The 24,177-nt window shown below is 30.9% G+C and carries 18 protein-coding genes; 7 read left to right on the top strand and 11 right to left on the bottom strand.

All coding sequences use genetic code 11. The annotated features are described in order from the left end of the window. Nucleotides 1-66: 66 nt before the first annotated feature. The 3 genes from MPF19_RS17225 (at nt 67) to MPF19_RS17215 (ending at nt 3,275) form a co-directional block, all read left to right on the top strand. On the top strand, nt 67-1,227 hold the full coding sequence (locus tag MPF19_RS17225; RefSeq protein WP_249989503.1) for a DUF3095 family protein: 1,161 nt from the start codon (nt 67-69) through the stop codon (nt 1,225-1,227). A 154-nt stretch (nt 1,228-1,381) separates the two neighbouring features. Beyond that, on the top strand, nt 1,382-2,119 hold the full coding sequence (locus tag MPF19_RS17220; protein WP_203394959.1) for an NYN domain-containing protein: 738 nt from the start codon (nt 1,382-1,384) through the stop codon (nt 2,117-2,119). A 127-nt stretch (nt 2,120-2,246) separates the two neighbouring features. Further along, complete coding sequence (locus tag MPF19_RS17215) at nt 2,247-3,275, top strand: TlpA family protein disulfide reductase (RefSeq protein ID WP_203394960.1); 1,029 nt, start codon at nt 2,247-2,249, stop codon at nt 3,273-3,275. A 74-nt stretch (nt 3,276-3,349) separates the two neighbouring features. Here the strand turns inward: MPF19_RS17215 and MPF19_RS17210 are convergent, their stop codons facing one another. The 7 genes from MPF19_RS17210 to MPF19_RS17180 form a co-directional block, all read right to left on the bottom strand. After that, on the bottom strand, nt 3,350-4,303 hold the full coding sequence (locus MPF19_RS17210) for an acetyl-CoA carboxylase carboxyltransferase subunit alpha (RefSeq protein ID WP_249989501.1): 954 nt from the start codon (nt 4,301-4,303) through the stop codon (nt 3,350-3,352). A gap of 73 nt (nt 4,304-4,376) precedes the next feature. After that, nucleotides 4,377-5,291, bottom strand: a complete 915-nt coding sequence (locus MPF19_RS17205; RefSeq protein ID WP_249989499.1) for a DMT family transporter — start codon at nt 5,289-5,291, stop codon at nt 4,377-4,379. After that, nucleotides 5,278-6,369 carry an LptF/LptG family permease gene (locus tag MPF19_RS17200; protein WP_203394963.1) on the bottom strand — a complete coding sequence of 364 codons (1,092 nt, stop codon included), beginning with the start codon at nt 6,367-6,369 and terminating at the stop codon, nt 5,278-5,280. Before MPF19_RS17200 ends, MPF19_RS17205 begins: the two co-directional genes overlap by 14 nt. 96 nt (nt 6,370-6,465) lie before the next feature. Continuing rightward, nucleotides 6,466-7,596, bottom strand: a complete 1,131-nt coding sequence (tgt, locus tag MPF19_RS17195; protein WP_203394964.1) for a tRNA guanosine(34) transglycosylase Tgt — start codon at nt 7,594-7,596, stop codon at nt 6,466-6,468. Nucleotides 7,597-7,915: 319 nt separating this feature from the next. Next, nucleotides 7,916-8,806, bottom strand: coding sequence for a 23S rRNA pseudouridine(2604) synthase RluF (gene rluF, locus MPF19_RS17190; RefSeq protein WP_203394965.1), 891 nt, complete (start codon nt 8,804-8,806; stop codon nt 7,916-7,918). Between the two features lie 96 nt (nt 8,807-8,902). Beyond that, the gene (bamG, locus tag MPF19_RS17185) at nt 8,903-10,147 is read right to left on the bottom strand and encodes a BamG family beta-barrel-assembly machinery protein (RefSeq protein ID WP_203394966.1); all 1,245 of its coding nucleotides are present in this window, start codon (nt 10,145-10,147) and stop codon (nt 8,903-8,905) included. A gap of 1 nt (nt 10,148) precedes the next feature. Continuing rightward, the gene (locus MPF19_RS17180; protein WP_249989497.1) at nt 10,149-11,471 is read right to left on the bottom strand and encodes a DUF4270 family protein; all 1,323 of its coding nucleotides are present in this window, start codon (nt 11,469-11,471) and stop codon (nt 10,149-10,151) included. Between the two features lie 248 nt (nt 11,472-11,719). Between MPF19_RS17180 and MPF19_RS17175 the strand changes: the two genes are divergently transcribed. From MPF19_RS17175 to MPF19_RS17165, 3 genes are all read left to right on the top strand, one after another. Next, complete coding sequence (locus tag MPF19_RS17175; RefSeq protein ID WP_203394968.1) at nt 11,720-12,739, top strand: Kelch repeat-containing protein; 1,020 nt, start codon at nt 11,720-11,722, stop codon at nt 12,737-12,739. A gap of 150 nt (nt 12,740-12,889) precedes the next feature. Then, the gene (locus tag MPF19_RS17170) at nt 12,890-13,933 is read left to right on the top strand and encodes a sensor histidine kinase (RefSeq protein ID WP_249989496.1); all 1,044 of its coding nucleotides are present in this window, start codon (nt 12,890-12,892) and stop codon (nt 13,931-13,933) included. 3 nt (nt 13,934-13,936) lie between these two features. Then, nucleotides 13,937-14,644 carry a LytR/AlgR family response regulator transcription factor gene (locus MPF19_RS17165; RefSeq protein WP_249989494.1) on the top strand — a complete coding sequence of 236 codons (708 nt, stop codon included), beginning with the start codon at nt 13,937-13,939 and terminating at the stop codon, nt 14,642-14,644. A gap of 16 nt (nt 14,645-14,660) precedes the next feature. On the opposite strand, the gene MPF19_RS17160 is transcribed toward MPF19_RS17165, so the two are convergent. Continuing rightward, on the bottom strand, nt 14,661-15,275 hold the full coding sequence (locus tag MPF19_RS17160) for an alpha-ketoglutarate-dependent dioxygenase AlkB family protein (RefSeq protein WP_249989492.1): 615 nt from the start codon (nt 15,273-15,275) through the stop codon (nt 14,661-14,663). A 71-nt stretch (nt 15,276-15,346) separates the two neighbouring features. On the opposite strand from MPF19_RS17160, the gene MPF19_RS17155 reads away from it, so the two are divergent. Continuing rightward, complete coding sequence (locus MPF19_RS17155; protein WP_249989490.1) at nt 15,347-16,225, top strand: sugar phosphate nucleotidyltransferase; 879 nt, start codon at nt 15,347-15,349, stop codon at nt 16,223-16,225. 75 nt (nt 16,226-16,300) lie between these two features. On the opposite strand, the gene MPF19_RS17150 is transcribed toward MPF19_RS17155, so the two are convergent. The 3 genes from MPF19_RS17150 to MPF19_RS17140 form a co-directional block, all read right to left on the bottom strand. After that, nucleotides 16,301-17,890, bottom strand: a complete 1,590-nt coding sequence (locus MPF19_RS17150) for an OmpA family protein (protein ID WP_249989488.1) — start codon at nt 17,888-17,890, stop codon at nt 16,301-16,303. A gap of 13 nt (nt 17,891-17,903) precedes the next feature. Beyond that, complete coding sequence (locus tag MPF19_RS17145; RefSeq protein WP_249989487.1) at nt 17,904-18,809, bottom strand: PorP/SprF family type IX secretion system membrane protein; 906 nt, start codon at nt 18,807-18,809, stop codon at nt 17,904-17,906. An 84-nt stretch (nt 18,810-18,893) separates the two neighbouring features. Then, a partial coding sequence (locus tag MPF19_RS17140; protein ID WP_249989484.1) for a T9SS type B sorting domain-containing protein occupies nt 18,894-24,177 on the bottom strand: 5,284 nt, incomplete at its 5' end.

Below are 24,177 nucleotides of genomic sequence, written 5' to 3'. Positions count from 1 at the left end.
TTATTTATTTTTAAAAAAACTAACTTAGCAACTGCATATTTATATCATCAATCAGTATTTAAAATAATGGAGAATATAAAATACTACACACTATTAAAGAAATCTAACAAAACGCTTGTCGATTTATTAGCTGATGAATCAGATTTTTCTGAGATTCCTAACACTTGGCATGTAGTCGTTGTTGATGTTAAAAATTCTACCAAAGCTGTTGACGAAGGCAAACATCATAAGATAAACTTATCAGCAACAGGTGCAATAATTTCTGTTTTAAACACCATTAGAAAAGAAAAACAGCATATTGAAATTCCGTATTTTTTTGGTGGCGATGGTGCTACTTTTATTATTCCGAACTTGCTTCTTAAGAAAATTACAGTAGTATTAGAAAATTACAGTCTTCATATTAAAAGAAATATAAATTTAACTCTTAGAGTCGGACATATTCCTGTTCAGGATTTAAACACTCAAAAAACAGTTTTAAAAATAGTAAAACATCAACTTACAGACCAATTAGCAATTCCTATTATTTTAGGAAATGGACTAAAAAAAGCCGAAGCAATTATTAAAAGTACTTTTACAGAAATAGAAGATATTAACTTTAAAAAAGACCTTTTAAACTTAGAAGGGATGGAATGTAGATGGAAAGAAATTAATCCTGCACAGACAAAAAAGAAAGTTGTATGTTTATTATTAGATGCTGTAAACGAAAAAGATCAAAGAATTATTTATAGAGACATTCTTACTAAAATGGATACTATTTTTGGAACTTTTAATAGCAGACAACCCATAAAAACTAAAAGTTTAAAATTAAATTTTAGTATTTCTAAAATATGGGAAGAAATGAAAGTTACGCTCGCCAATAAAAACCTGACATATCTATTTAAAAATTGGCTTAAAACACTTGTTGGCAAATGGTATTTTAGTATGTCTGAAAATGGAAAACAATATTTAAACCAAGTAAGTCAATTATCTCACACTTTTATGCTAGACGGCATGATTAATACAATATTTACAGCAGAGCAACCTAAAATAGATCTTTTTACAGCCTATTTAAATCAACTAGAAAAAGAAAAAAAAGTTATTTATGGCCTACATGTAACGCACGCTTCTATAATGTCTTGTTATGTATTAGATAGAAAAACAAAACATGCTCACTTTGTAGACAGTACAGAAGGTGGTTACACCTCTGCTGCAAAAATGTTTAAAGTAAAAATGAAAGCATTAAATTAGTTTTATACTTTGAATTTTATCAAAAACTAAAACAAATGTTTTTACATGTTGATTTTATCAAATCAAAAAACTAACTTTACTTTTTACTTATAATTATAGAATAAAAGGTTGCCTAAAGACCTTACCGTTCTAATCAATTTTAAATCGAAAAACAATGTCACAAAATAATATGAATATAGCAGTACTTATAGACGGAGACAATATACCTTCTGCTCACGTTAAAGAAATGATGGAGGAAATTGCGAAGTATGGTAACCCCACCATTAAAAGAATTTATGGAGATTGGACGAGTCCACATTTGTCTAAATGGAAAAATTTATTACTCCAAAACGCCATTACTCCCATTCAACAATACGCGTATACCACAGGTAAAAATGCTACAGATTCTGCCATGATTATTGATGCCATGGACATTTTATATTCAGAAAAAGTAAATGGGTTTTGCTTAGTTTCTAGCGATAGTGATTTCACCAAACTTGCTACTAGATTAAGGGAAGCAGGACAGCAAGTTATTGGTATTGGAGAGAAAAAAACACCAACCCCTTTTATTGTAGCTTGTGATAAATTTATTTATATAGAAATTATTAGAAAGCAAACGGAAAAGAAAGAAAGTATTAGTACTAAAGACAATGAAAAAGATAATGTTGATAAAATAACTTCAAAAGTGATCAAGTTAATTTCTACAACTATAAATGATTTATCTGATGAAGAAGGTTGGGCATTTCTTGGAGATGTAGGTAGTTTACTTCAGAAAAAACAACCTAATTTTGATTCAAGAAATTATGGTTTTGATAAATTAACTCCACTAATTAAATCAATTGGTAAATTTGAATTAGATCAAAGAGAAAACTCAAAAAGTAGGTATAAATTGATTTTTGTAAAGAATAAATAATACCATAGTTTTACCCAAATAATTAATTTACAAAGCAGCAATTTGCCTTCTGTATATGCTATTAATTTTAACTATTTTTATTTATGTATATGTTATATATTTGACCTTAAATTTAAGAATAAATAAAATGAAAAAATTAACTCTTGCACTTTTTACAATGCTAGTAATTGCCTCTTGTACTAAAGAACATTCTAAAGAATACATTTCTTTATCGGGTAAACTAGAAAACAACACAGATTCTATCATAACCATTTCTGGGAGAACAGGTGTTGTTAAAACAATTTCTATAAATAAAGATGGTTCTTTTAAAGACTCTTTAAAAGTACCTAGAGTAGATGTTTATACATTTGAAACAAGTAGAGAAAAAAGAGCTCCATTATATTTAAAAAATGGATTTGACCTTACTATTAAAGGTGATGCAGAAAAATTTATGACAAGTTTAAAATATACTGGTGCAGGATCTTCTAACAGTAATTTTATAGCTGCTCAGATAGAAAAAAGCCAGGAAATTGGAAACCCTGCGGATATTTTTGCTTTAGACCAAGAAGCTTTTGATGCTAAAATGAGTTCATTAAAAAAAGATTTTGATGGTATTTTATCTTCTTATGATGATTTAGATAGTTCTTTAGTAGATATGGCTTCTAAACAAAATACACAAATGTTTGAATATTTTGAAAAAACGTACATATCTAATAAAGGTATGGCCAAAGGAAAAGCTTCTCCTAAATTTGAAAACTATGTAGATGTTAAAGGAGGTAAAAAATCTTTAGATTCTTTTAAAGGAAAATATGTATACATAGATGTTTGGGCTACTTGGTGTGGACCTTGTATTAGAGAAATTCCTTCTTTAAAAAGTATTGAAAAAGAATTCCATAATAAAAACATAGAATTTGTAAGTATTTCTACGGACGAATCTAGAAGAAGTGGTGGTACTTGGGAAGCTGCAGAGAAAAAATGGAGAGATTTTGTAAAAGAAAACAAATTAGGAGGTGTACAACTTTGGGCAGGACAAGACTTTAGTTTTCAACAAGAATATCAAATATCTGGTATACCAAGATTTATTTTAATAGATCCACAAGGTAATATTGTTGATGCAAATGCACCAAGACCTTCAGATCCTAGACTTAAAACTTTATTAGAATCTTTAGGTATTTAATAAAATAGTAAGCATAAAAAAAAGCGAAATCTACATGTAGATTTCGCTTTTTTTTATGACTTTATAATTAGGGATTACTCTTTGTAAACTCCCATAGTAGCATATTTATCCATTCTTTGAGAAACTAAATCTACGTCATTTAAATCTTTTAATTCATCAAACGCCGCAATAATTTGTTCTTGTACAGCTGTAAATGCTCCTGCTCTATCGGTATGTGCACCACCAACTGGTTCTTGTATAATTCCGTCAATTAACTTTAACCTCTTCATATCTGTACCTGTTAACTTTAAGGCAGCAGCAGCTTGTTCTTTATACTCCCAACTTCTCCATAAAATAGATGAACAAGATTCTGGAGAAATAACAGTATACCATGTATTTTCCATCATATACACTCTATCTCCTACTCCAATACCTACAGCTCCACCAGAAGCTCCTTCACCAATAACTACTGTAATAATTGGTGTTTTTAAACGTGTCATTTCAAGAATATTTCTAGCAATTGCTTCTCCCTGTCCTCGTTCTTCTGCTTCTAAACCAGGATAAGCTCCAGGTGTGTCTAACAAAGTAACCACAGGAATACCAAATTTTTCTGCCATTTTCATTAAACGCAACGCTTTTCTATAGCCTTCAGGATTCGCCATTCCAAAATTTCTGTATTGACGCGTTTTTGTATTGTATCCTTTTTGTTGACCAATAAACATAAACGATTGATCGCCAATTTTACCTAAACCACCTATCATGGCTTTATCATCTTTTACATTTCTGTCTCCATGGAGCTCCATAAAAGTATCTCCACAAAGGGCTTTAATATAATCTAAAGTATAAGGTCTATTAGGATGTCTAGATAATTGAACTCTTTGCCAAGGCGTTAAGTTTTTATAAATATCTTTCTTAGCTTTATCTAATTTTTTTTCGATTTTCTTACAAGTAGCACTTACATCTACATCACTTTCTTTACCAATTATTTGGCATTTATCTAGTTGATCTAAAAGCTCTTTAATAGGCATTTCAAAATCTAAATATTCCATATTGTAATTATTTGATTTTAGTTGTTTGGATAGACAAACATACTATAAAATTAATTGTTTTTTTTAAAAGAAGTTACTTTTTTCTAACAGCCTTAGCTTTAAGCTTATTTCTTATCACCGTTTTATTCTTTATAATTCCGTTTAATAAAACCACAAACAAAACTATAAATGCTCCAAAATAAAATTCTGGATTCATTTTTTCTTTATCACCAAAAATAAATAACGCCAAAATAATTGCATAAACAGGCTCTAAATTAATGGTTAGCATTACGGTATAGGGCGATATATATTTCATTACCTTAACCGAGGCTATAAAGGCATACGCTGTACAAATACTACTTAAAATAAAGAGATATATCCAATCTGATGTTGGAATCACAAAAAAGGATACCGAAAACCTGTTTGTAATTAAAAGATAAACAGATATAAAAAGCACACCAAAAGTTAATTGATATAATGATATTGTATCTGCTTCATATTTTTTAATAAAGAGACCATTAAAAACAGAAAACAATGCGCTTAAAAAAGACGATATTAAGGCATAAATAATTCCTAATTGATATTGACTTTCAAAATTAAAGATAATGTAAAGTCCTAAAATAACAATTAAGCCCAATACCATTTCTAAAGGATTAATTCTTCTTTTAAAGAAAACAGGCTCTATTAAAGCTACAAAGAAAGCTCCCGTGCTCATAGTTACCAAGGCCACAGAAACATTAGAAACCTTAATAGCTTTAAAGAAAAAAATCCAATGTAGCGCAATAATAACACCTGTAACAAAAAACTTTACAATTCCTTTATTATCTACTTTAAACGATTTCTTTTTGATTATAAAATACAGCACAATAAAAAGTACCGCTAAAGACATTCTATACCAAACTAACGGAATGGCCTGTAGGCTAATTAAAGCACCTAAAATAGCAGTAAACCCCCAAATAAAAACGATGAGGTGTAGCAGTAAATAGTTATTTAATCTATTTTCTTGCATAAAAGTAAAGGTAAATGGCTAAACAACCAAAAACTATATTTGGAAGCCAAACATATAGAAGAGAGTTTACACCCGCTACTGCACCTAAAACCTCTGCTATTTTCATTATAAAAACATATAGAAACATAATACCAATACCCAATGCTAAATTAACCCCCGTACCTCCTCTTCTTTTTCTAAAAGCTAAAGCAACTGCAATAATTGTTAAGATATAAGAAGCTATTGGCAAGCTTGTTCTTTTATAAAATTCTACCAAATAGGCATTTAAATTTTTAACACCTCGTTTTTTAGAAACATTAATAAACTTAAGCAACTCATTAGAAGGCATTTCTTGTGCCAATGCAGATTTGTATATTAAATCTTTAGGTGTAAAATTAAAAACGGTATCAATTTTAGTTCCTGAAAAAATACTGTCTCTATCCTTAAAAATTTTACGCATTCTCCAGTTAGATAAAATAAAAGTAGAATCTTTTTTGCTATAGCTTATTCTATCTGAAACTAGTTTTGATTTCATTTTTATTCCATCATAAACTTCTGATGTAAAGTCGTAACCAGCATTAGATTCCGTATCAAAGCTTCGTATAAAAATATAGGTACTATCTGTAAGTTGTAAACTAAATTCTTTAACGTATTTTAACTCGTGATTTCGTCTACTACTATGAACATATTCTCTTTCAAACTTCTTTCTTTCTTTACTACTGTTTGGCACTACAAAATGATTCATACCTAAAGAAACAACTGTAATTAAAGTTGCTCCAACAAAATAAGGATATAATAATCGTGTAAATGAAACTTTTGCATTTGTAATGGCAATAATTTCTGTATTGTTAGATAGCTTAGATGTAAATAAAATAACAGCTATAAATAGTGCCAAAGGCATAAAAGTATTGGCATAATAGATGATAAAGTTTTTATAATACTCATCTACAATTTGATAAAATCCTAAATCTTTATGCTCTAAAAAATTATCTATTTTTTCAGAAATATCTATAGCAATAGCAATAGGAATCAAGATTAATAGGGTAAACAAAAAAGTTACCAAAAATCGTTTTAATATGTACCAATCTATTATTTTCACCTATTTTGTGTAATTGTGTAAATGTTTAATCGTGTAAATGTAAACTGTATAATTTTACTTTTTTCACTGTTTACTGCCTCTGAAAACTGCTTACTGCTACAAACGTTTATCCATTTGTTTTACCATCATGTCTTTCCATTCTCTAAAATCTCCTGCTAAGATATGTTTTCTTGCTTCTCGTGTTAACCAAACATAAAAACCTAAATTATGAATAGAGGCTATTTGTTTTCCTAACATTTCTTTTGCTGCAAATAAATGACGTAAATAAGCTTTAGAATACATGGTGTCTACTCCAGTAATTCCCATATCGTCTATTGGAGAAAAATCTTCTGCCCACTTTTTGTTTTTAATGTTGATAGAACCATGTGCTGTAAACAACATTCCGTTTCTAGCGTTTCTTGTTGGCATCACACAATCGAACATATCTATACCTAAAGCAATGTTTTCTAAAATGTTAATTGGCGTACCAACTCCCATTAAATATCTTGGCTTGTCTTCTGGTAAAATTTCTGTAACAACCTCTGTCATTGCATACATTTCTTCTGCAGGCTCTCCTACTGAAAGTCCGCCAATTGCATTTGCTTGCTGACCTGAATTTGCTATATATTCTGCAGATTGTATACGTAAATCTTTATACGTACTTCCTTGCACAATTGGCATAAAAGTTTGCTCGAAACCGTATTTATAAGGTAATTTATCTAAATGATTGATACATCTTGTCAACCATCTATGCGTCATGTGCATAGATCTTTTTGCGTAATTATAATCGCAAGGATATGGTGTACATTCATCAAACGCCATAATAATGTCTGCACCAATAGTTCGTTGCGTTTCCATTACATTTTCTGGTGTAAAATGATGCGTAGAACCATCTATATGACTTTTAAACTTTACGCCTTCTTCTTTAATTTTTCTTCTTCCAGAAAGAGAATATACTTGGTATCCACCAGAATCTGTTAGAATATTTCTATCCCAATTCATAAACTTGTGTAAACCACCTGCTTTTTCTAGAATATCTAAACCAGGACGTAGGTATAAGTGATAGGTGTTTCCTAAAATAATATCAGGATTTATGTCGTTTTTTAATTCTGTTTGATGTACTCCTTTTACGGTTCCAACAGTTCCCACAGGCATAAAAATTGGAGTTTCTATAACTCCATGATCAGTAGTTATTACTCCTGCTCTTGCCTTACTTTTTGGGTCGGTAATTTTTAAGTCGAATTTCAATCGTTTAATTTTTGATGATTTTTGTAACTATAATTAATTACAAAACTTTAGAACCGATATAATTATCTGGTCCTCTCATTTATTTATTTTTTTAAATAAATTCCATTTCATTGCCTGCAAAGATACTATTATTTAAGAATTGATAAATAAAATGAACTGTTATAAAAAAGGCAAAAAATTATGGCTTTATTTTGGTTGGCTAAAATGTGCGTTAAGGATTGAAGCGGCATCCTTTTATTATGATTTTTATGCTTTTGCATGAAATTATAATAAAAGATATAGCGTAAAGCCTGACCTGCAAGGTAACGCCCAAATAATTTTACCAGCGTTTCTTTTTTGATGAAAAACTTGAATTATTTCTTTTACTTTTTGGTGATGATTTTCTAAAAGAAGCACTTTTTTTATTAAAATCGTTTTTAGTTGGAGCTGTTTTTTTCTTAGAAACTTGCTTTTTAGGTTTGTCTTTAACCGCAGATGCTTCTTGGGTTTTAGAGGATGTAGAAATCATTTTATTAATTTCTTTCATTTCTTCTTCTGTTAATTCTCGCCAATCTCCTGCTTGTAGATAACCAAGTTCTACATTCATTATTCTAGTACGTTTTAACTTGGTTACTTCGTAATCTAAGTATTCGCACATTCTTCTAATTTGACGATTTAAGCCTTGCGTTAAAACAATTTTAAAGATTTTATCACTTACTTTTTCTACAAAACATTTTTTGGTTACAGTGCCTAAAATAGGAATCCCATTCCCCATTTTATCAATAAAATCGTCGGAGATAGATTTGTCTACAGAAACAAAATATTCTTTCTCGTGATTGTTACCAGCTCGTAAAATTTTATTTACGATATCTCCATCATTTGTTAAAAAAATTAAACCTTCAGACGGTTTGTCTAAACGCCCAATAGGGAATAATCTTTCTGGGTAATTAACGTGTTTTACAATGTTATTTGGTTCTCTATCATCGGTGGTAGAAACAATACCCACCGGCTTATTTAAGGCAATATATAGCGTAACGTTTTTAGGTTCTACTAATCGTCCATCTAATTTAACAACGTCTTTTTTAGCAACTCTGTTTCCTAATTGCGTTGGTTTACCATTGATGGTAACTCTACCTTCATTTATAAATTTTTCTGCTTCTCTACGAGAGCACATACCAGATGAACTGATATATTTATTAAGGTTTGTAGATTTTTGATTTGTAGTATCCAAAAGAAAATATTTTTGCGCTAAAATACAACATTTCATTCACAAGGAGTTTAATCGCCTTGTTGAAAATTAAATTTCTATTGTACTAAAATTACAACACTAATCTATTTTCTTTTTATTAAACCATTTACCAACAAAGTTTAGGTTTAAAGTTATTTTATGAAATTTCTCTTGAATTAAATTGTTATCTAAAGTACCTTCTCTACCATAAGAATAAGAAATATTAAAATTATCGTTGCTATACTTTTTCATTGGTAAACCTAAACCAAAAGACACAAAATAACTATCTATTTGTTGGTTAGAAATCTTTAGAAAACCTGTATTATAATTAAAACCAGCTCTATATTTTATATTAGACCAATAATTATATTTTTTTGATGAAGACACATATTCTACCCCTACTGCATAGATAGATTGATCTGCATAACTTTCGTTATTTTGTGGTTGAGAAGTATCACTCCAAAGTAATTTTCGGTAATCTAAACTCGTAGTAATTTTTTTATTGATCACAGATGTAATTCCTACTCCGTAAGAAAACGGAAGTTCGAAATTATCTAGGTCATTTTCAACTTCATTTTCAATAGCAATTGAGGTTCCACTAGATGACGTTTTATAAGAAGTTCTTGTTTGCGTTCCTCCTAAAGATGAAGGCAATTCTAAGGTACCTCCAATAGTAGTTTCTACACCTTTAATTGCTGGTAATTTATATTGCAATCCTGTTTTTAACTTTACGCCTCCATAATAATTTTGGTCGCTAATAGAAACCAAAGAACCTGCATAGGCTAAACTTTCTTGATTTATAGAGCCAAAAAGAAAAGCGACATCTACCCCTAAAGATAAATTTTTAATCACTTTAAACCCCGTAGATATATAAAATTTATTTAAACCTCCTTCTCCTGTTACTCTTGTAATATAGGTGTCTGCAGAACCTTCAATGGCATTTTCTATATCAATATTATAACCTGTTTTTGTATACGGAAGTAAACCAACACTCATACCCCAACCTTGTTTTATTGGAAATGCAATTGCAATGTGAGAAATGTTACCATTGCTAGTACTTTCACTTATACTTTTGGTTTTTAAGGTAGAATATGTTCCGTTTAAACCAAACTCATATAAAAAAGACTTTGGTAAAATACCACTTAAACTAGCTGGATTAAATAAATTTATTTCAAACGGATTAGCTTGTGCAATACCTGTGTTACCTAACCCTGTTAAACCTCCTGTGGCTGTTTTATTTTCTACTCCTAAACCAAATAAAGAATAAGGTGTATTTGAATTACTTTGAGCAAATAAAGAATGTACAGAAGCGACTAATACTATTAATAATATCTTATTTTTCATCTTAATAGTTTAAATATTTTACTGATAATTTTATCTCTTTATTTGTACTTGCATTATTTTCTATCACCAAATTGTTTACTTCTTTTGAATAGTTTGGATATTGAATCATTAAAGCATAATTTAAATCGGTCTCTGAATTTAAAATTTGTTCTACAAAACCACTTAAATTAACACTGTAATGTGTGTCTTCATTAAATTCATATGTATCTTCTACCAAAATAGCAGAAGCTGTATTGCCGTCTATATCTGTAAGTTGCTGTATAATTCTATTTTTATGATCTACAACATAAACCAACAAAGATTCTGGTAAAGGATTGTCATCATTATAAGTTCTTTTTAATGGATTAAACGTTAGTTCGGCACTTAAAGTAGATGCATTTTCATACAGTTCAGCAAGTCTTTTAATAGAAGGCATTTCTATTCTAGCTGTAATTCCAGATCCTCCCTGAGCAAATAATAAATTATCTGTACTTGTACTTAATTTAATTTCTTCTTCATCTTCAAATTCACCTACAATGGTATTAGATAAATTTGTTTTTATTTCGTTAAACTGTTGTGTGGCAGATGAAATTACAAAATCTATATAATAATCATTATCTTCACTATCATCATCTTTTATAGAATAATACAACCTCATACTAGAGTTTCCTACAGTACTTGCTGTAGTTTGTACATTAAAACCTAAAACATGGCTATTTACAGAAGTATCTGGCGCTATTACCAATCCTTTAAAATACTGTAAAAAATCGTCTGTGTTATTAATATCATTATCTACTATTTTATTAAAAATATCTTCTCCTAAAACATCATCCATTTTAACAAATAAAGAATCTGTAGATTTATTTGGTCTTGGCGTAAATGACAGTTGCCCTAAAATTGCAGGGTCAAAAGCTAAGGAAGAAGTATTGTAAAAACTAGTAGCATCATCTGCGGGCGCTACCGTTTCTTTTATTCTATGTAATGTGTATGTTTGTACTTTAGTTGTATCACCATAATAGTAGTTATCATAATTTAAAACCATACCTATAGAGTCATACACGGCATCTGTACTTATAGAAAAACTAGAGGTAATTAATTGTAAATAAGATTTTGCAGATATACTCCCTAATTTTTCATCAACAACATTACCAACTAAAATTCTATTGGTACCAGAAGTAATTAAAGAGTCTAATTTAAAAGTCCCTGCTTTTATAGAAAAGGTATCTATTACTCTAACTTGAATGTTGTTTTCAATAAAATCGCTTCCTACTTCATAAGTAGTATCATCTGTAGCACAAGATGCTAAAAAAACAATACCTATAACACCAAAAATTAAATACTTCATTTTACTTTTTCAAGCAAAAATATTAGGGTGGTTAACATAACAAATCATAAAATATATAAACAGTCTTTTTTTATAGACTTACCACTATAAAACACCGTTAAACACAATAATTAACACCTTTTAAGAAAATTAACATTTGGTTTACATGTTTATCTATAAAATACCCTTGTTTGTCTATTTTGTACTGATAGTCATTTATTAGCTTTTAAGTTTGCCCAATAATTAAGCAAATGAATAAATTAAATCTAATGAGAAAAACAAATTTAATACAAAAAAGTAGTGTGCTGTTTTTAGCAGCATTGCTAATGTCTCTATTTTTTATAGGATGTAGTAGTGATGACGATGATGATGAATACGGAAACTGGGTAGAAAGTTCTACTTTTGATGGAGATTCTAGAGCAAACGCTGTCAGTTTTACCATTGGTAATAAAGGATATTTAGTAACAGGTTATGATGGTGATGATTATTTAACCGATACTTGGGAGTATAATTCTGATAGTGATTATTGGGTAAAAAAAGCTGATTTTCCTGGTGTTGCCAGAAGTGGAGCTGTAGGTTTTGCCATTAATGGAAAAGGATATTTAGGTACCGGATTTAATGGTGAACTTGATGTAGAAGAACTAAAAGATTTTTGGGAATATGACCCAACTACAGATTCTTGGACTCAAAAAGCAGATTTTGCAGGAACAGCAAGATATGCTGCTATTGGTTTTTCTATTGGTAATGACGGTTATATTGGTACTGGTTACGATGGAAGCGAGCAAAAAGATTTCTGGAAATACGATGTTGCTTCAGATTCTTGGGAACAGTCTGTTGGTTTTGGTGGACAAAAACGTAAGAATGCTTCTGTTTTTAAAATTGATGAAGTTGCTTATATTGGTTTAGGTCTTCATAACGGAGCTTACGAAGAAGATTTTTATTCTTTTAATGGTACTACTTGGACACGTTTAACAGATTTAGATGACGATGATGATGATGACGATGATTTTGACACTCGCTTAAGTAATGGTGTTGCATTTTCTTTAGAAGGAAAAGGATATGTAACAACAGGAATCTCTGGTTCTATAACTACAAATGCTTGGGAATACACTCCATCTACAGATACTTGGGATGAATTACCTGTATTTGAAGGTTCTGCAAGACAAGATGCTTCTGCTTTTACTTTTGATACTAAAGCCTTTGTTTTAATGGGTAGAAGTAGTAGTAGTTATTATTTTGATGATGTTTGGGAATTTAAACCCAACGAATTAGAAAATGAAGATGATTAATACCTCTTTATTTTAAGAATACATTTTAAGATTGAGAATTAGATTACTACTAAAATAGGAACCTAGTTTTCAATCTTTTTTGTGATAAAAACAACAATTTGTTGGGAGACTTTTAAGAAACATCTAGTCTAATTTTGCATTTGTTAAACAATGAAAACATTGAGTCCTTTATTAAAAAAAACAAACACCACTATTATTGTCCATTGTCTTATATGGATTTTCTTTTTGGTGATAACCGCTATTCAATCTTATGCTCGGTTTAGTATCATTCCGAATGAGTTTTATATTTTAAACTTTACCTTTATCGCTGTTTTTTATTTAAATTATTTAGTTCTTATTCCCTATTTTTTACTGAATAAAAAGATTATTTTATACCTTATTATTTCCTTAGGAATTATATTTTCTATAATTTTTATGATGCAATATTTCTTAAGATTCTCTTTAAAACCACCTTTTGCTCAAGAAGGTTTTAATACTAACTTTCGCAGACCTAGAGATCATAATTTCAATTTAAGACCTTCAATTTTATTATTAATGTTCTTTGCGTTAAGTACTTGTACAAAACTAGTTGCAGAATGGTATAAATCTGAAAAAGAAAGAACTCTTGTAGCTTCACAAAAAGTAAATTCAGAATTATCCTTTTTAAAAGCACAATTAAATCCTCATTTTTTATTCAATACTTTAAATAGTATTTACTCTTTAGCAAACAAAAAATCTGATGATACCACAGTAGCTATTGTTACCCTTTCGGAACTTATGCGATACATGATTTACGAAGCCAATGAAGAGTTTATTTCTTTAGAGAAAGAAATAGAATACATAAAAAACTATATCTCTTTACAGTTATTACGTTTAAAAGATTCTAGCGGTGTAAAAATTAATATTCATGGTAATTTAAACTATAAAATAGAACCTTTATTACTTATTTCCTTTATTGAAAATGCATTTAAATACGGAACAGATTATAAAGGAAAAACGGATATTACTATTAAAATTTATACCAATAATGATCAATTGAATTTAGAAGTTTACAATTTAGCATCACTACAAAACACCTTAAATAAAGATTCTGGTATTGGTTTAGAAAACATACAAAATAGATTGAATTTATTATATCCAAATACACATACTTTAGAGATTACGAATACAAAAAAATCATTTGAAGTGAACTTAAAAATCAACTTAAAAAAATAAAAAATGAAGTGTATAATTATTGATGATGAACCATTGGCTCTAGAATTATTAGAAGACTTTATTTCTAAAGTTCCGTTTTTAGAATTGGTTGGTTCTTGCTCTAATGGTTTTGAAGCATCAACCATTTTACAATCTAAAAAAATAGATTTAATATTTACAGACATCGAAATGCCAGATTTTTCTGGAATCGATTTTATAAAATCGTTAGACAACAAACCGCTGTTTATCTTCACAACCGCATACTCTCATTATGCCGTAGAAGGTTTTAATTTAAATGCCATAGATTACCTAGTAAAACCAATCCCTTTTCATCGGTTTTTAAAAGCAGCTACAAGGGCACAAAATTTACTGCAATCTAAAAATGAAGAAGAAACACTTAGTGTAAATAAAGAAGCTAATCAAGAATTTATTTTTGTGAAATCTGAATATGAAAATTTAAAAATAAACTTAGCAGATATAAAATATATTGAGTCTTTAAAAGATTATATTAAAATTCATACCAATAGAGAAAAACCTATTCTAACACTTAGTAGTCTTAAGAATTTTGAAGAAAAATTAGGGAAGGTAAATTTTATCCGTGTACATAAATCCTTTATTGTTTCTTTAAAACATATTTATTCTGTGCAAAGAAATAGAATTATAATTGATGATAACTGGATTCCGATTGGTTTAAACTATAGAGACGAATTTATCAAAAAAATTGACAATTAACAGAACCATTTAAAATTCATATAGAAAATTCCATTTCTATACTTCTAAAAGTCAAATTTATTCTAGGCGAGTTTACTTTTTTTGTAGGCGGTAATCTGTGCAACCAATTGGTTTGTGTCCCTTTTTTCATCACCAATAAACTTCCGTTTTCTAAAATAACATCTATTCTTTGTTTGTTCTCTTTATGTTTAAAAGAAAATTTACGCTCTGCGCCTAAAGACAAAGAAGCTATGGCACCATCTTTCTTTAGCATTTTTTCTCCGTCGGAATGATACGCCATTCCTTCATCTCCAGAATGGTATAAATTTAACAAACAAGAATTATAGGTTTCCCCACTCTCCTGCTCTACTATTTCTTTAAGGGCTAACAATTCTTTAGTAAAAATATTTGCAGTTTTTGTTACTTTAGAATAGGTATAAGAATACTCCGATTCTCCATACCAAGCTACTTTTCTTTTCGTAAGTATCTTTTTACCCAAAATAATTGCTTCATCATTTTTAAAGTTGATGGTTTCCATTAATTTTTGATAATAGAACATACATTGTTTTTTATCTAGAATCAATCCATGATAATTTGTAATGCCATCAAAAGGTAAAACATTAACTATTTTTTCTGAAGAAAATAAATCCATTAAATAAAAATACAATATTAACTTGAATTGATTACTTTTAAAAAGTCAAAAAAAAAAAAACGATAATTTATATGCACAATAACTTGATAATATTAGCTGGCGGAGCTTCTTCTAGAATGAAAAAACCAGCAACTTCTAAAACCATAAATTCTGATGAAACTACACAAGCAAACAACAGAAGTAAAAGTTTAATTAGTTTAGATAATACAGGAAGACCTGTGTTAGATTATCTGTTATATAATGCAAAAAAAGCGGGTTATAAAAACATCTATATTGTTATCAACGAAAAAGGTGTTTTGTTTAAAGAGTTCTACGGAAGTAAAGAGAAAAATAACGATTTTAATGGATTAAACATTTCTTTTCCCATACAATATATTCCAAAAGACAGAGTAAAACCTTTTGGAACTGCAGACGCTCTTTTGCAGGCAGTAGAGCAATTCCCTGAATTGAATAAGCAATTTTATACAGTTTGTAATAGTGATAATTTATATTCTACCGAAGCATTAAATTTACTTAGAATAACTGAACATAAAAATGCATTTATCAGTTACAATAGAGACACATTAGAATTTCCGCTAGAGCGAATTTCTAAATTTGCATTGACAAAATTAAATGAGAACAACGAACTCATTCGCATTCTTGAAAAACCTTCAGAAACAGAAGTGCCTAATTTTTATGATAGAGATAAAAAGTTAAGAGTAAGTATGAACATTTTTAAGTTTAATGGAAAAGAGTTTTATCCTTTTTTAAAAAATTGTCCTATACATCCTATTAGAAATGAAAAAGAAATGCAAACTTCACTTTTAAATTACATTACAAAAACCAATAATAAAGTTGTAGGAATTCCACTTTCAGAGCACGTACCAGACTTATCTTCTAAAGATGATATTGCTACTGTAAAAGCCTATTTAAAAAAACATTACACAACCTTAGATTGGAGTTCTATTTAAACCTAAAAGACCTTAAAAAAGAAGGGTTCAACAATAATTTGTTGAACCCTTCTTTTTTAAATCTATTTTATAATACTATTTAATAGCTTCTGGATTTAATATTACAAATTCCGTTCTTCTGTTTAACTGATGCTCTGCTTCAGAACATTTAACATCATTAGAACATTTGTTTACCAATTGCGTTTCTCCATATCCCTTACCAGTTATATTAGAAGCATTAACACCTCTCGCTATTAACCAAGCTAATGATGATTGAGCTCTTCTTTCAGATAATGCCATATTATAATCGTCTGGAGCTCTACTATCGGTATGAGAACCTAATTTAATCTTCAATTCTGGATATTTTCTCATAATTCTAGCAACTTTTTCTAGTTCTATTGCTGCATCCCGACGAATAAATGATTTATCTAAATCAAAATAAATTGGGTTGATTGCAATCATTAAAAGTCCTCGGATTCTTACAAATTCACTTTCTTTTAAATTAAGGCCTAAAGTTAATTCTAAACTAGCTTCATTATCAGTTATAAATTGTTCTGAATCTTCAGAATAGTCAAACTTACTACCAACTACTTTATAAGATTCATTACAGTCTACATTAAATTGAAAAGCAGCATTACTATCTGCTATTACACTTTCTATTACCTCTCCATTAGCATTGTATAAATCTACTTTAGCTCCTGGTAATAAAGCATTCGTTACTCTTTCTCTTACGACTCCAGTAACAAGTTGATTACAATCTAGCTGAATTGGTACTAATTCCTTAAAAGAATAAATATCATCATCTCCTTTTCCTCCTTTACGATTTGAAGAAAAATATCCGTATCGCATTCCTGAACGATATACTAAATTAAAATCGTCTTTTCTTGAATTTATAGGAAAGCCTAAATTTTTAGGCTCAACTTTATTCTTATCTAAATCCGACAATTTTATAGCATAAATATCTAAGCCTCCTCTACCTTCTCTATAACCATCTGACGAAAAATACAAAACGCCATTCTCATCAACAAAAGGAAACATTTCTTTTTTAGAGGTATTTACATTAGGTCCTAAATTTTTTGGATCACCATAAGTTCCATCTTCATTTATATCAACCATATATATATCTGTTGCACCTCTAGATCCGGGCATATCTGATGTAAAATATAATTTAGTTTCATCTTTATTTAGCGCTGGATGACCTGTTTGATAATTATGATCATTAAAAGGCATTGCTTCAAGGTCTACCCACTCTCCGTTCTCTCCAACTTTTGCTTTATACATTTGAATCAAATTCATACCTTCATCATCATTAGTGTACTCCTTTTTTAAATAATTGTTACGTGAAAAATAAACCGTTTTTAAATCTTTTGTAAATGCGACATTAGATTCATGATATTTAGTACTTATTTTTTTTGAAAAACGTTCTATATCAAAAATTTCATTTTCTTTTGAAACCTTTCCTTTATACAATTCTAAAAAAGGTTCTCTGTTACCATGCCATAACTCTGGTCTAATTGCATCAAGATTTCTGCTAGAGGCAAACACAGCTAAGCTATCTCCAAAATAAGTTACTCCAAAATCTGAGTATTTTGTATTTACATCAATATTCTTAATCGAATAATTAAATTGTTGTGCAGTGGTTAGTCCAGCACATAAGATTAATAATAGAAGGGTAATTTTTTTCATTTTTTTCTCTTTTTTAAAAGAATCTAGGACTCTTTAAGTTTTTTCTATTGAAATTAAATAACAACATTATTTCGTGACTTCCTGAATTAAAAACTCCAAAACGTGTAATTGTATGATCATAAGCATATCCTATTCTAAAATCTTGGTTTACTTGAAAACCTACCATACCACTTATTGAGTCATCCAATCGATGTGATACCCCTACTTCAAACTTCTCATCCAACAATAAATTCGCTGAAAGATCTACTGAGATCGGTGCGCCCGCTACTGCCTTTACCATTGCTGATGGCTTTAATTTTAAGTTATCTGCTACATTAAACACGTACCCAGATGTTAAAAAGAAATGCATTTTTTCTGAAGCTGTACTAACAATACCATTCCCTTTCTCTAAATGAACAGTCTCTAAAAAATTAGGCGCTGAAAACCCAAGATAAAATTTATCCGTATAATAATAAAGCCCAGCTCCAAAATTTGGTGAAGTTTGATTAAGAGGAACATTTAGCGGGTCGTTTAGATCCAAGGTCAATAAATCTCCAACATTTAAAAAAGTAACTCCTGCTTTAATTCCAAATGCAAACCTTCCTTCTTCAGAGATTCTTATTGTATAAGATAAATCTAAATATAAGTTATCTTCTTTTACAGGTCCAATTTCATCATGAATAATAGACAAACCACCTCCTAAATTCTTTCCTAGCGGAGTATTAGCAGATACCGTAAAGGTTTGCGGTGCTCCATCTACACCAACCCATTGTGATCTTCCCAAAACTCCAATACTTCCAACTCCCATTGATCCAGCATAAGCAGGATTCAAAATAGTCATATTGTACATATATTGTGTGTACTGCGGGTCTTGTTGCCCGAAAACACTGCTCGCGCATAGTAGAATTAAAGCGCTTAAAAGTATTTTTAATTTTTTCATAAAACTAGTTTAAAATATAATTTAGAAGAGAGAAAAGAGATTTAAGAGTTCTTTTCTCTCTGTTTTTTTACTATTGTACTGTTATTATTTTCTTAAATATATCCAACCTGTTTGAGGCTTACGATCATTGTTATTAAAGTAAATGGTATAGAAATAAGTTCCTGCCGGTAACATGTCTGAACCTAAGTTCCAACGTCCATCTGAATAACCAGTCCACCACTGTGGTGTTTCCCCTGGATTTCCTGTATGCTTATAGTTATAAACTTTATTTCCGTATCTATTTACAATATCCATACTAAAGTTTGGATACAATACTTCTAAATGCTCTATTTCAAACACATCATTAATACCATCACCATTTGGTGTAAATGCTTCTGGAATTGTTAATATTACCTTAGGCTCTGTAGCAATCTCCGCCATATCATCTTCATAGATATCTCCATTGTTTGGAGTAGAATCTATATCAAACTCATTGGCTGCAGTTACTTCTGCTACATTTAGCCAATCTCCATATGGTTTAACATATGCAGTAACAACTAAGGTTTCTATATCTCCAATTAAAACTGTACCAACATCCCATAAACCTGTTACTTCATCATAAGTTCCTGCCGTAGTGGTTGCGCTTACAAAATTGTAACCAGATGGTAACAAGTCTAAAACGTTAACTCCTGTTGCTATACTTGGTCCTTCATTACTTAAGTTTACAGTAAAGTTTACATTACTACCTGCTATAGGTTCTAGATTATCAACATCTTTTGTCAATTCTAAATCTATAGTTTGCAATGGAGTTAATGTTATACAAGAACTATCGTTTGTTGCGTCAATATCTATTTGATGAACACCTGTTATTGATGTACAGTTCGTATAACTTGTGGTATCTCCACCTGCTTCTACAAGAACATCTATCAATAAAATTTCAATATCATCAGCCTCAATCTCTCCAACATTCCAAATACCTGTCGTTTCATCATATGCTCCTACAGTAGAACTATAGTTTACAAAAGTATAAGACAATGGTAATAAATTATCCAATACGGTAACTTCTGTTCCATTTAATGGTCCATTATTTGTCAATTGAATTTCAAAAGTAATTATATCTCCTACCTTAGGTGTCATATTTCCATCAACCACTGTTTTTACTATTGACAAATCTAATTCTGTAACCGGAATTGTTACTGCACAATCATAATCATCTTCGGAAACATTTCCATTACCTGGTGTAGAATCCTTATCATCTTCATTAGCTGCTATAATCTCTGCACAGTTTTCATGTTCCCCGCTTTCTAATACAATAACATCTACTAATAAGACTGCTGTATTATCAACTTCTACATTTCCAATATTCCACAACCCTGTTAAAGGATCATATGTTCCAATAGATGAGCTATAGTTTACATAGTCATATCCAGAAGGAATTAACTCTGTTACTTTAACTCCTGTTGCTAAAGTTGGTCCATCATTATAAACTCTAATTTCAAAAGTAATTTGGTCTCCAACTAATGGTCTTGTTATATTATTAACAATTGTTTTTGTTAATCTTAAATCAATAACCCCTACTGGTACAATACTTACAGATCCAACATTGTTTGTCGTATCTGGATCTTCTTGATCTGCCACAATTGGACTTGTTGTATTTGTAATCGTATTACCTATGGTTCCATTATCAATGCTTGCTGTAATAGTTAAGCTTGCTGTTACTCCTGATGGAAGCGTTCCAATCATCCAATCTCCAGATCCACTGTTAAATGAACCATTGGCTGTAGTTGAACTTACATAAGTAACTCCTACTGGTAAGTCATCTACTAAACGAACACCTGTTGCTTCATCTGGCCCATTGTTTATAACCTCTATAAGATAGGTAATTGTGTTTCCTACATTTGGAGTTGCATCATCAACCGTTTTTGTAACAGCTAAATCTGCACTTGTTATATACACTGTTTCTTCTAAATCATCTCCATCTGTTGTTGGATCAATCTCATTTCCGGAAGCCGGTGTTACAACATTTGTAATGTTATTACTTGCTTGACCAGCATCAATTGAAGCGTTAATTACTAAAGTTGCTGAACGTCCTGTTGCCATACTTCCAATTTCCCAAACTCCCGATGTAAACGTATTTATTGTTCCTCCGGTTGCAATATGACTTACATACGTTAAGCCTGCTGGTAAATTATCTGTTAAACTAACACCTGTTGCAGGACTTGGCCCGTTGTTTACAACTGTTAATGTAAACTGAACCACATCTCCTACTTTAGCCGTTGTTTTATCAACTACTTTAGTTGTAACTAAATCTACAATTACTATCGGTGTAGTTGTTGCTTCATCATAATCATCTTCACTTGGATTATTATTTCCTGGTGTTGATGTTGGATCGTCCTGATCTAAGGCAGTTACTTCTACTGTATTTGTATAATTACCTGTTGCATTTACAATTGCTGCTATTACTAACGTTTCATTAGTTGTTGTTGCTATTGATCCTACATTCCAAGAACCAGTAAACTCATCATAAGTTCCTACAGATGGTATTGCACTTACAAAGGTATATCCTGATGGTAATTGATCTACCACATTTACGCCCGTTGCATTATTCAATCCATTATTTGTTAACGTAATTGTGAAGTTTACAGTATCTCCAACATTTGGTGTCGCTACATCAACTTCTTTTAATAACGTTAAGTCTGCACTCTCTTTAACTTCTACTGTTACAATTGCAGTTTCACAATTAGTTGGGTTTAAAACCTCACAAATTTGATACTCTACATCATAACTTCCTCCTGGTGTTCCTGCTGGCACACTTACGATTCCTGTTACTAAATCAACGAATGGTACTGATGCTCCTGGTGTTAATGGTATTGCAGGTGTTAACACTGAAATGATAACATCTTCTAATAATACTGGGAAACCATTTAACGTATCTGGTCCACTTCCATTGTCTGTAAGTATATTTCCTACGTTAGAATCTCCTGTATACCCATCAACCTCTCCAATTAAATCATCTACGGCTGCAATATTACCTGCCTGAACTACAACTGTTACTACAGCATCATCACAATTTGTTGGATTTAATTCCTCACAAATACTATAAACAATTTGATACGTTCCTGCTGGTGTTCCAGCTGGTACGCTTACAATACCTGTTGATAAATCTATCTCAGGCACAGTTGCTCCTATTGTTAATGGTATTGCTGGTGTTGCTACTGTTAAATTTACAGCTCCTATATTAACAGAATCTCCATTTAAAGTATCTGAACCTGCTCCATTATTTACTAAAACATTTCCTACGTTTGCACTTCCGTCTAAACTATTTACCGGACTTGAACTAAAATCATCATCTTGTGCTAAAATCTCTGCTGCCTCGACTATAACTGTTACCATAGCAATATCACAATTTGTTGGATTTAGTACTTCACAAATTTGGTAAACTAATTCATACGTTCCTGCTGGAGTTCCTGGTGCAACATCTACTGTTCCGTCTCCATTTAATGTTAACGCTCTTTCTGGATCTGCTGTTACTAATTTTAATGTAACATCTGATGGTATTACTGCATCTCCATTTAACGTGTCATTACCAAAAACATTCAATACTCCTGCTTCTCCTTCTAATCCATTAACCGGGTTTGTAGGAGCATTATCTACAGCAACTATTTCCGCTGCTTCAACAACTACTATTATAGTAGTAGTATCACAATTATTTGGATTTAAATTTTCACAAATTGTATATTCAATAGTATAAGTTCCCGCTTTTGTTCCTTCTGGTACACTTATAACACCTGTTACTGTATCTAACACTGGTACTGGTGCACCTGATATCGATGCTGCTGGTGTTTTAATACTTATAGTTACATCTGCTAATACTACTGAAACCCCATTTAATGTATCGTTATCTAATGCGTTTCCTAAATTTGACTCTCCATCCAATCCATTTACTGGACTTGCGGTATAATCATCAATTATTGAATCTATTACACCTGCAACTACAACTACTATTGCTTCTGCTGTATCACAATTTGTTGGGTTTAATACCTCACAAATTGTATATGGATAAACATAAGTCCCTGCTGTTGTTCCTGGTGCAACTGTAATTGTACCATCAACATTCATTGTGACTCCTCCTAACGTAGTCGTTGGTGCTAAACCTGGCGTTAATGTAATATCTGTTGGTATTACTAATAAACCATTTAAGGTATCATCCGTTAAGACACTTACTGTATCTGCTCCATCTAATCCATTAATAGGTGTTGATGTATAATCATCATCTATAGCATCTATTACCGAAGGATCAACCGTTATTGTTACCGTTGCTGGATCGCAATTTGTAGGATTTAAAATCTCACAAATGGTATATTCAATTACATAATCTCCTGCAGGTGTTCCTGCTGGTATTGTTACAATTCCACTTGCGGTATCTACACTTGGCACTGGAGCTCCTGTTACTAAAGGACTTGCCTGTGCATCAATTGTAATTACAACTTGTGTAATATTGGTAGAAACACCATTTAATATATCATCTTCATCTCCATTATCATTTAATATATTTCCTGCATTTGGTGTACCATCTAATCCGTTTCCTCCAGCTATTATATCATCTTTTGCATCTATTGGTGCTGCATCAACAACTACCGTAACAACTGCTGTATCACAATTACCTGGTGGATTTGGTGCAATCATATCACAAATACTATACTCTATAATATAAGTTCCCTTTGGTGTTCCTATTGGCACCATTACATTTCCTGTTATTGGATCTAAAACGGGTACTAACATTCCTGGTCTTACTGGTGTTGCAACTGTTAGAACAGAGATTACAACATTATTAGTTGTTGTAGGTTCTCCATTAATAGTATCTATACCATCTCCTGTATCACTTCTTAATACATTACCAACTAATGGTTCTCCTTCTATTCCGTTTACTGGACTATTTGTAAAATCATCATCATTTGCTATAATATTTAATGGTAAATAACCTACTGTTATTGTTGCTTCATTAGATATATTACCATCGTTATCATCTACTGTATAAGCTATTGGTGTTGGATCTTGACTATACCCAGGATCTGGGGTAAAAGTAATAGCTCCTGTAAATGCATCAACAATCCAAATTCCTTGACCTGGCTCAGTAAAACTTGTTATATCTCCGTTTGCATCCATTACAATACCTGTAGCCGTTGTAGATACTATTAAACTTACTGTGCTTGCATCAATATCTCCGTCTGTATCTGAATCATTCAAAGTAACATCTATGGTTACTGCATTTCCTGGTGTATTACCTAAATCTTCATCTGCAACTGCTGTTGGTGATTGTATATCGTAATCTATACTTACCGTTGCAGTATCACTTAAGCCTGTTCCATTCTCTGTTAATGTGTAAACG

Origin of the sequence: Polaribacter sp. Z014, from assembly GCF_023555435.1 — a bacterium.
Classification (GTDB): Bacteria; Bacteroidota; Bacteroidia; order Flavobacteriales; family Flavobacteriaceae; genus Polaribacter.
The sequence above is the reverse complement of the archived record's forward strand: the minus strand, read 5'-3'. Positions and strand labels throughout refer to the sequence as shown.

Bases quoted from the DNA above. Each gene is read 5' to 3' on its own strand.
- MPF19_RS17165 (WP_249989494.1), top strand. From the start codon at position 13,937: ATGAAGTGTATAATTATTGATGATGAACCATTGGCTCTAGAATTATTA.
- MPF19_RS17225 (WP_249989503.1), top strand. From the start codon at position 67: ATGGAGAATATAAAATACTACACACTATTAAAGAAATCTAACAAAACG.
- MPF19_RS17220 (WP_203394959.1), top strand. From the start codon at position 1,382: ATGTCACAAAATAATATGAATATAGCAGTACTTATAGACGGAGACAAT.
- MPF19_RS17210 (WP_249989501.1), bottom strand. From the start codon at position 4,303: ATGGAATATTTAGATTTTGAAATGCCTATTAAAGAGCTTTTAGATCAA.
- bamG (WP_203394966.1), bottom strand. From the start codon at position 10,147: ATGAAAAATAAGATATTATTAATAGTATTAGTCGCTTCTGTACATTCT.
- MPF19_RS17205 (WP_249989499.1), bottom strand. From the start codon at position 5,291: ATGCAAGAAAATAGATTAAATAACTATTTACTGCTACACCTCATCGTT.
- MPF19_RS17145 (WP_249989487.1), bottom strand. From the start codon at position 18,809: ATGAAAAAATTAAAAATACTTTTAAGCGCTTTAATTCTACTATGCGCG.
- MPF19_RS17160 (WP_249989492.1), bottom strand. From the start codon at position 15,275: ATGGATTTATTTTCTTCAGAAAAAATAGTTAATGTTTTACCTTTTGAT.
- MPF19_RS17180 (WP_249989497.1), bottom strand. From the start codon at position 11,471: ATGAAGTATTTAATTTTTGGTGTTATAGGTATTGTTTTTTTAGCATCT.
- MPF19_RS17150 (WP_249989488.1), bottom strand. From the start codon at position 17,890: ATGAAAAAAATTACCCTTCTATTATTAATCTTATGTGCTGGACTAACC.
- MPF19_RS17170 (WP_249989496.1), top strand. From the start codon at position 12,890: ATGAAAACATTGAGTCCTTTATTAAAAAAAACAAACACCACTATTATT.
- MPF19_RS17215 (WP_203394960.1), top strand. From the start codon at position 2,247: ATGAAAAAATTAACTCTTGCACTTTTTACAATGCTAGTAATTGCCTCT.
- MPF19_RS17175 (WP_203394968.1), top strand. From the start codon at position 11,720: ATGAGAAAAACAAATTTAATACAAAAAAGTAGTGTGCTGTTTTTAGCA.
- MPF19_RS17155 (WP_249989490.1), top strand. From the start codon at position 15,347: ATGCACAATAACTTGATAATATTAGCTGGCGGAGCTTCTTCTAGAATG.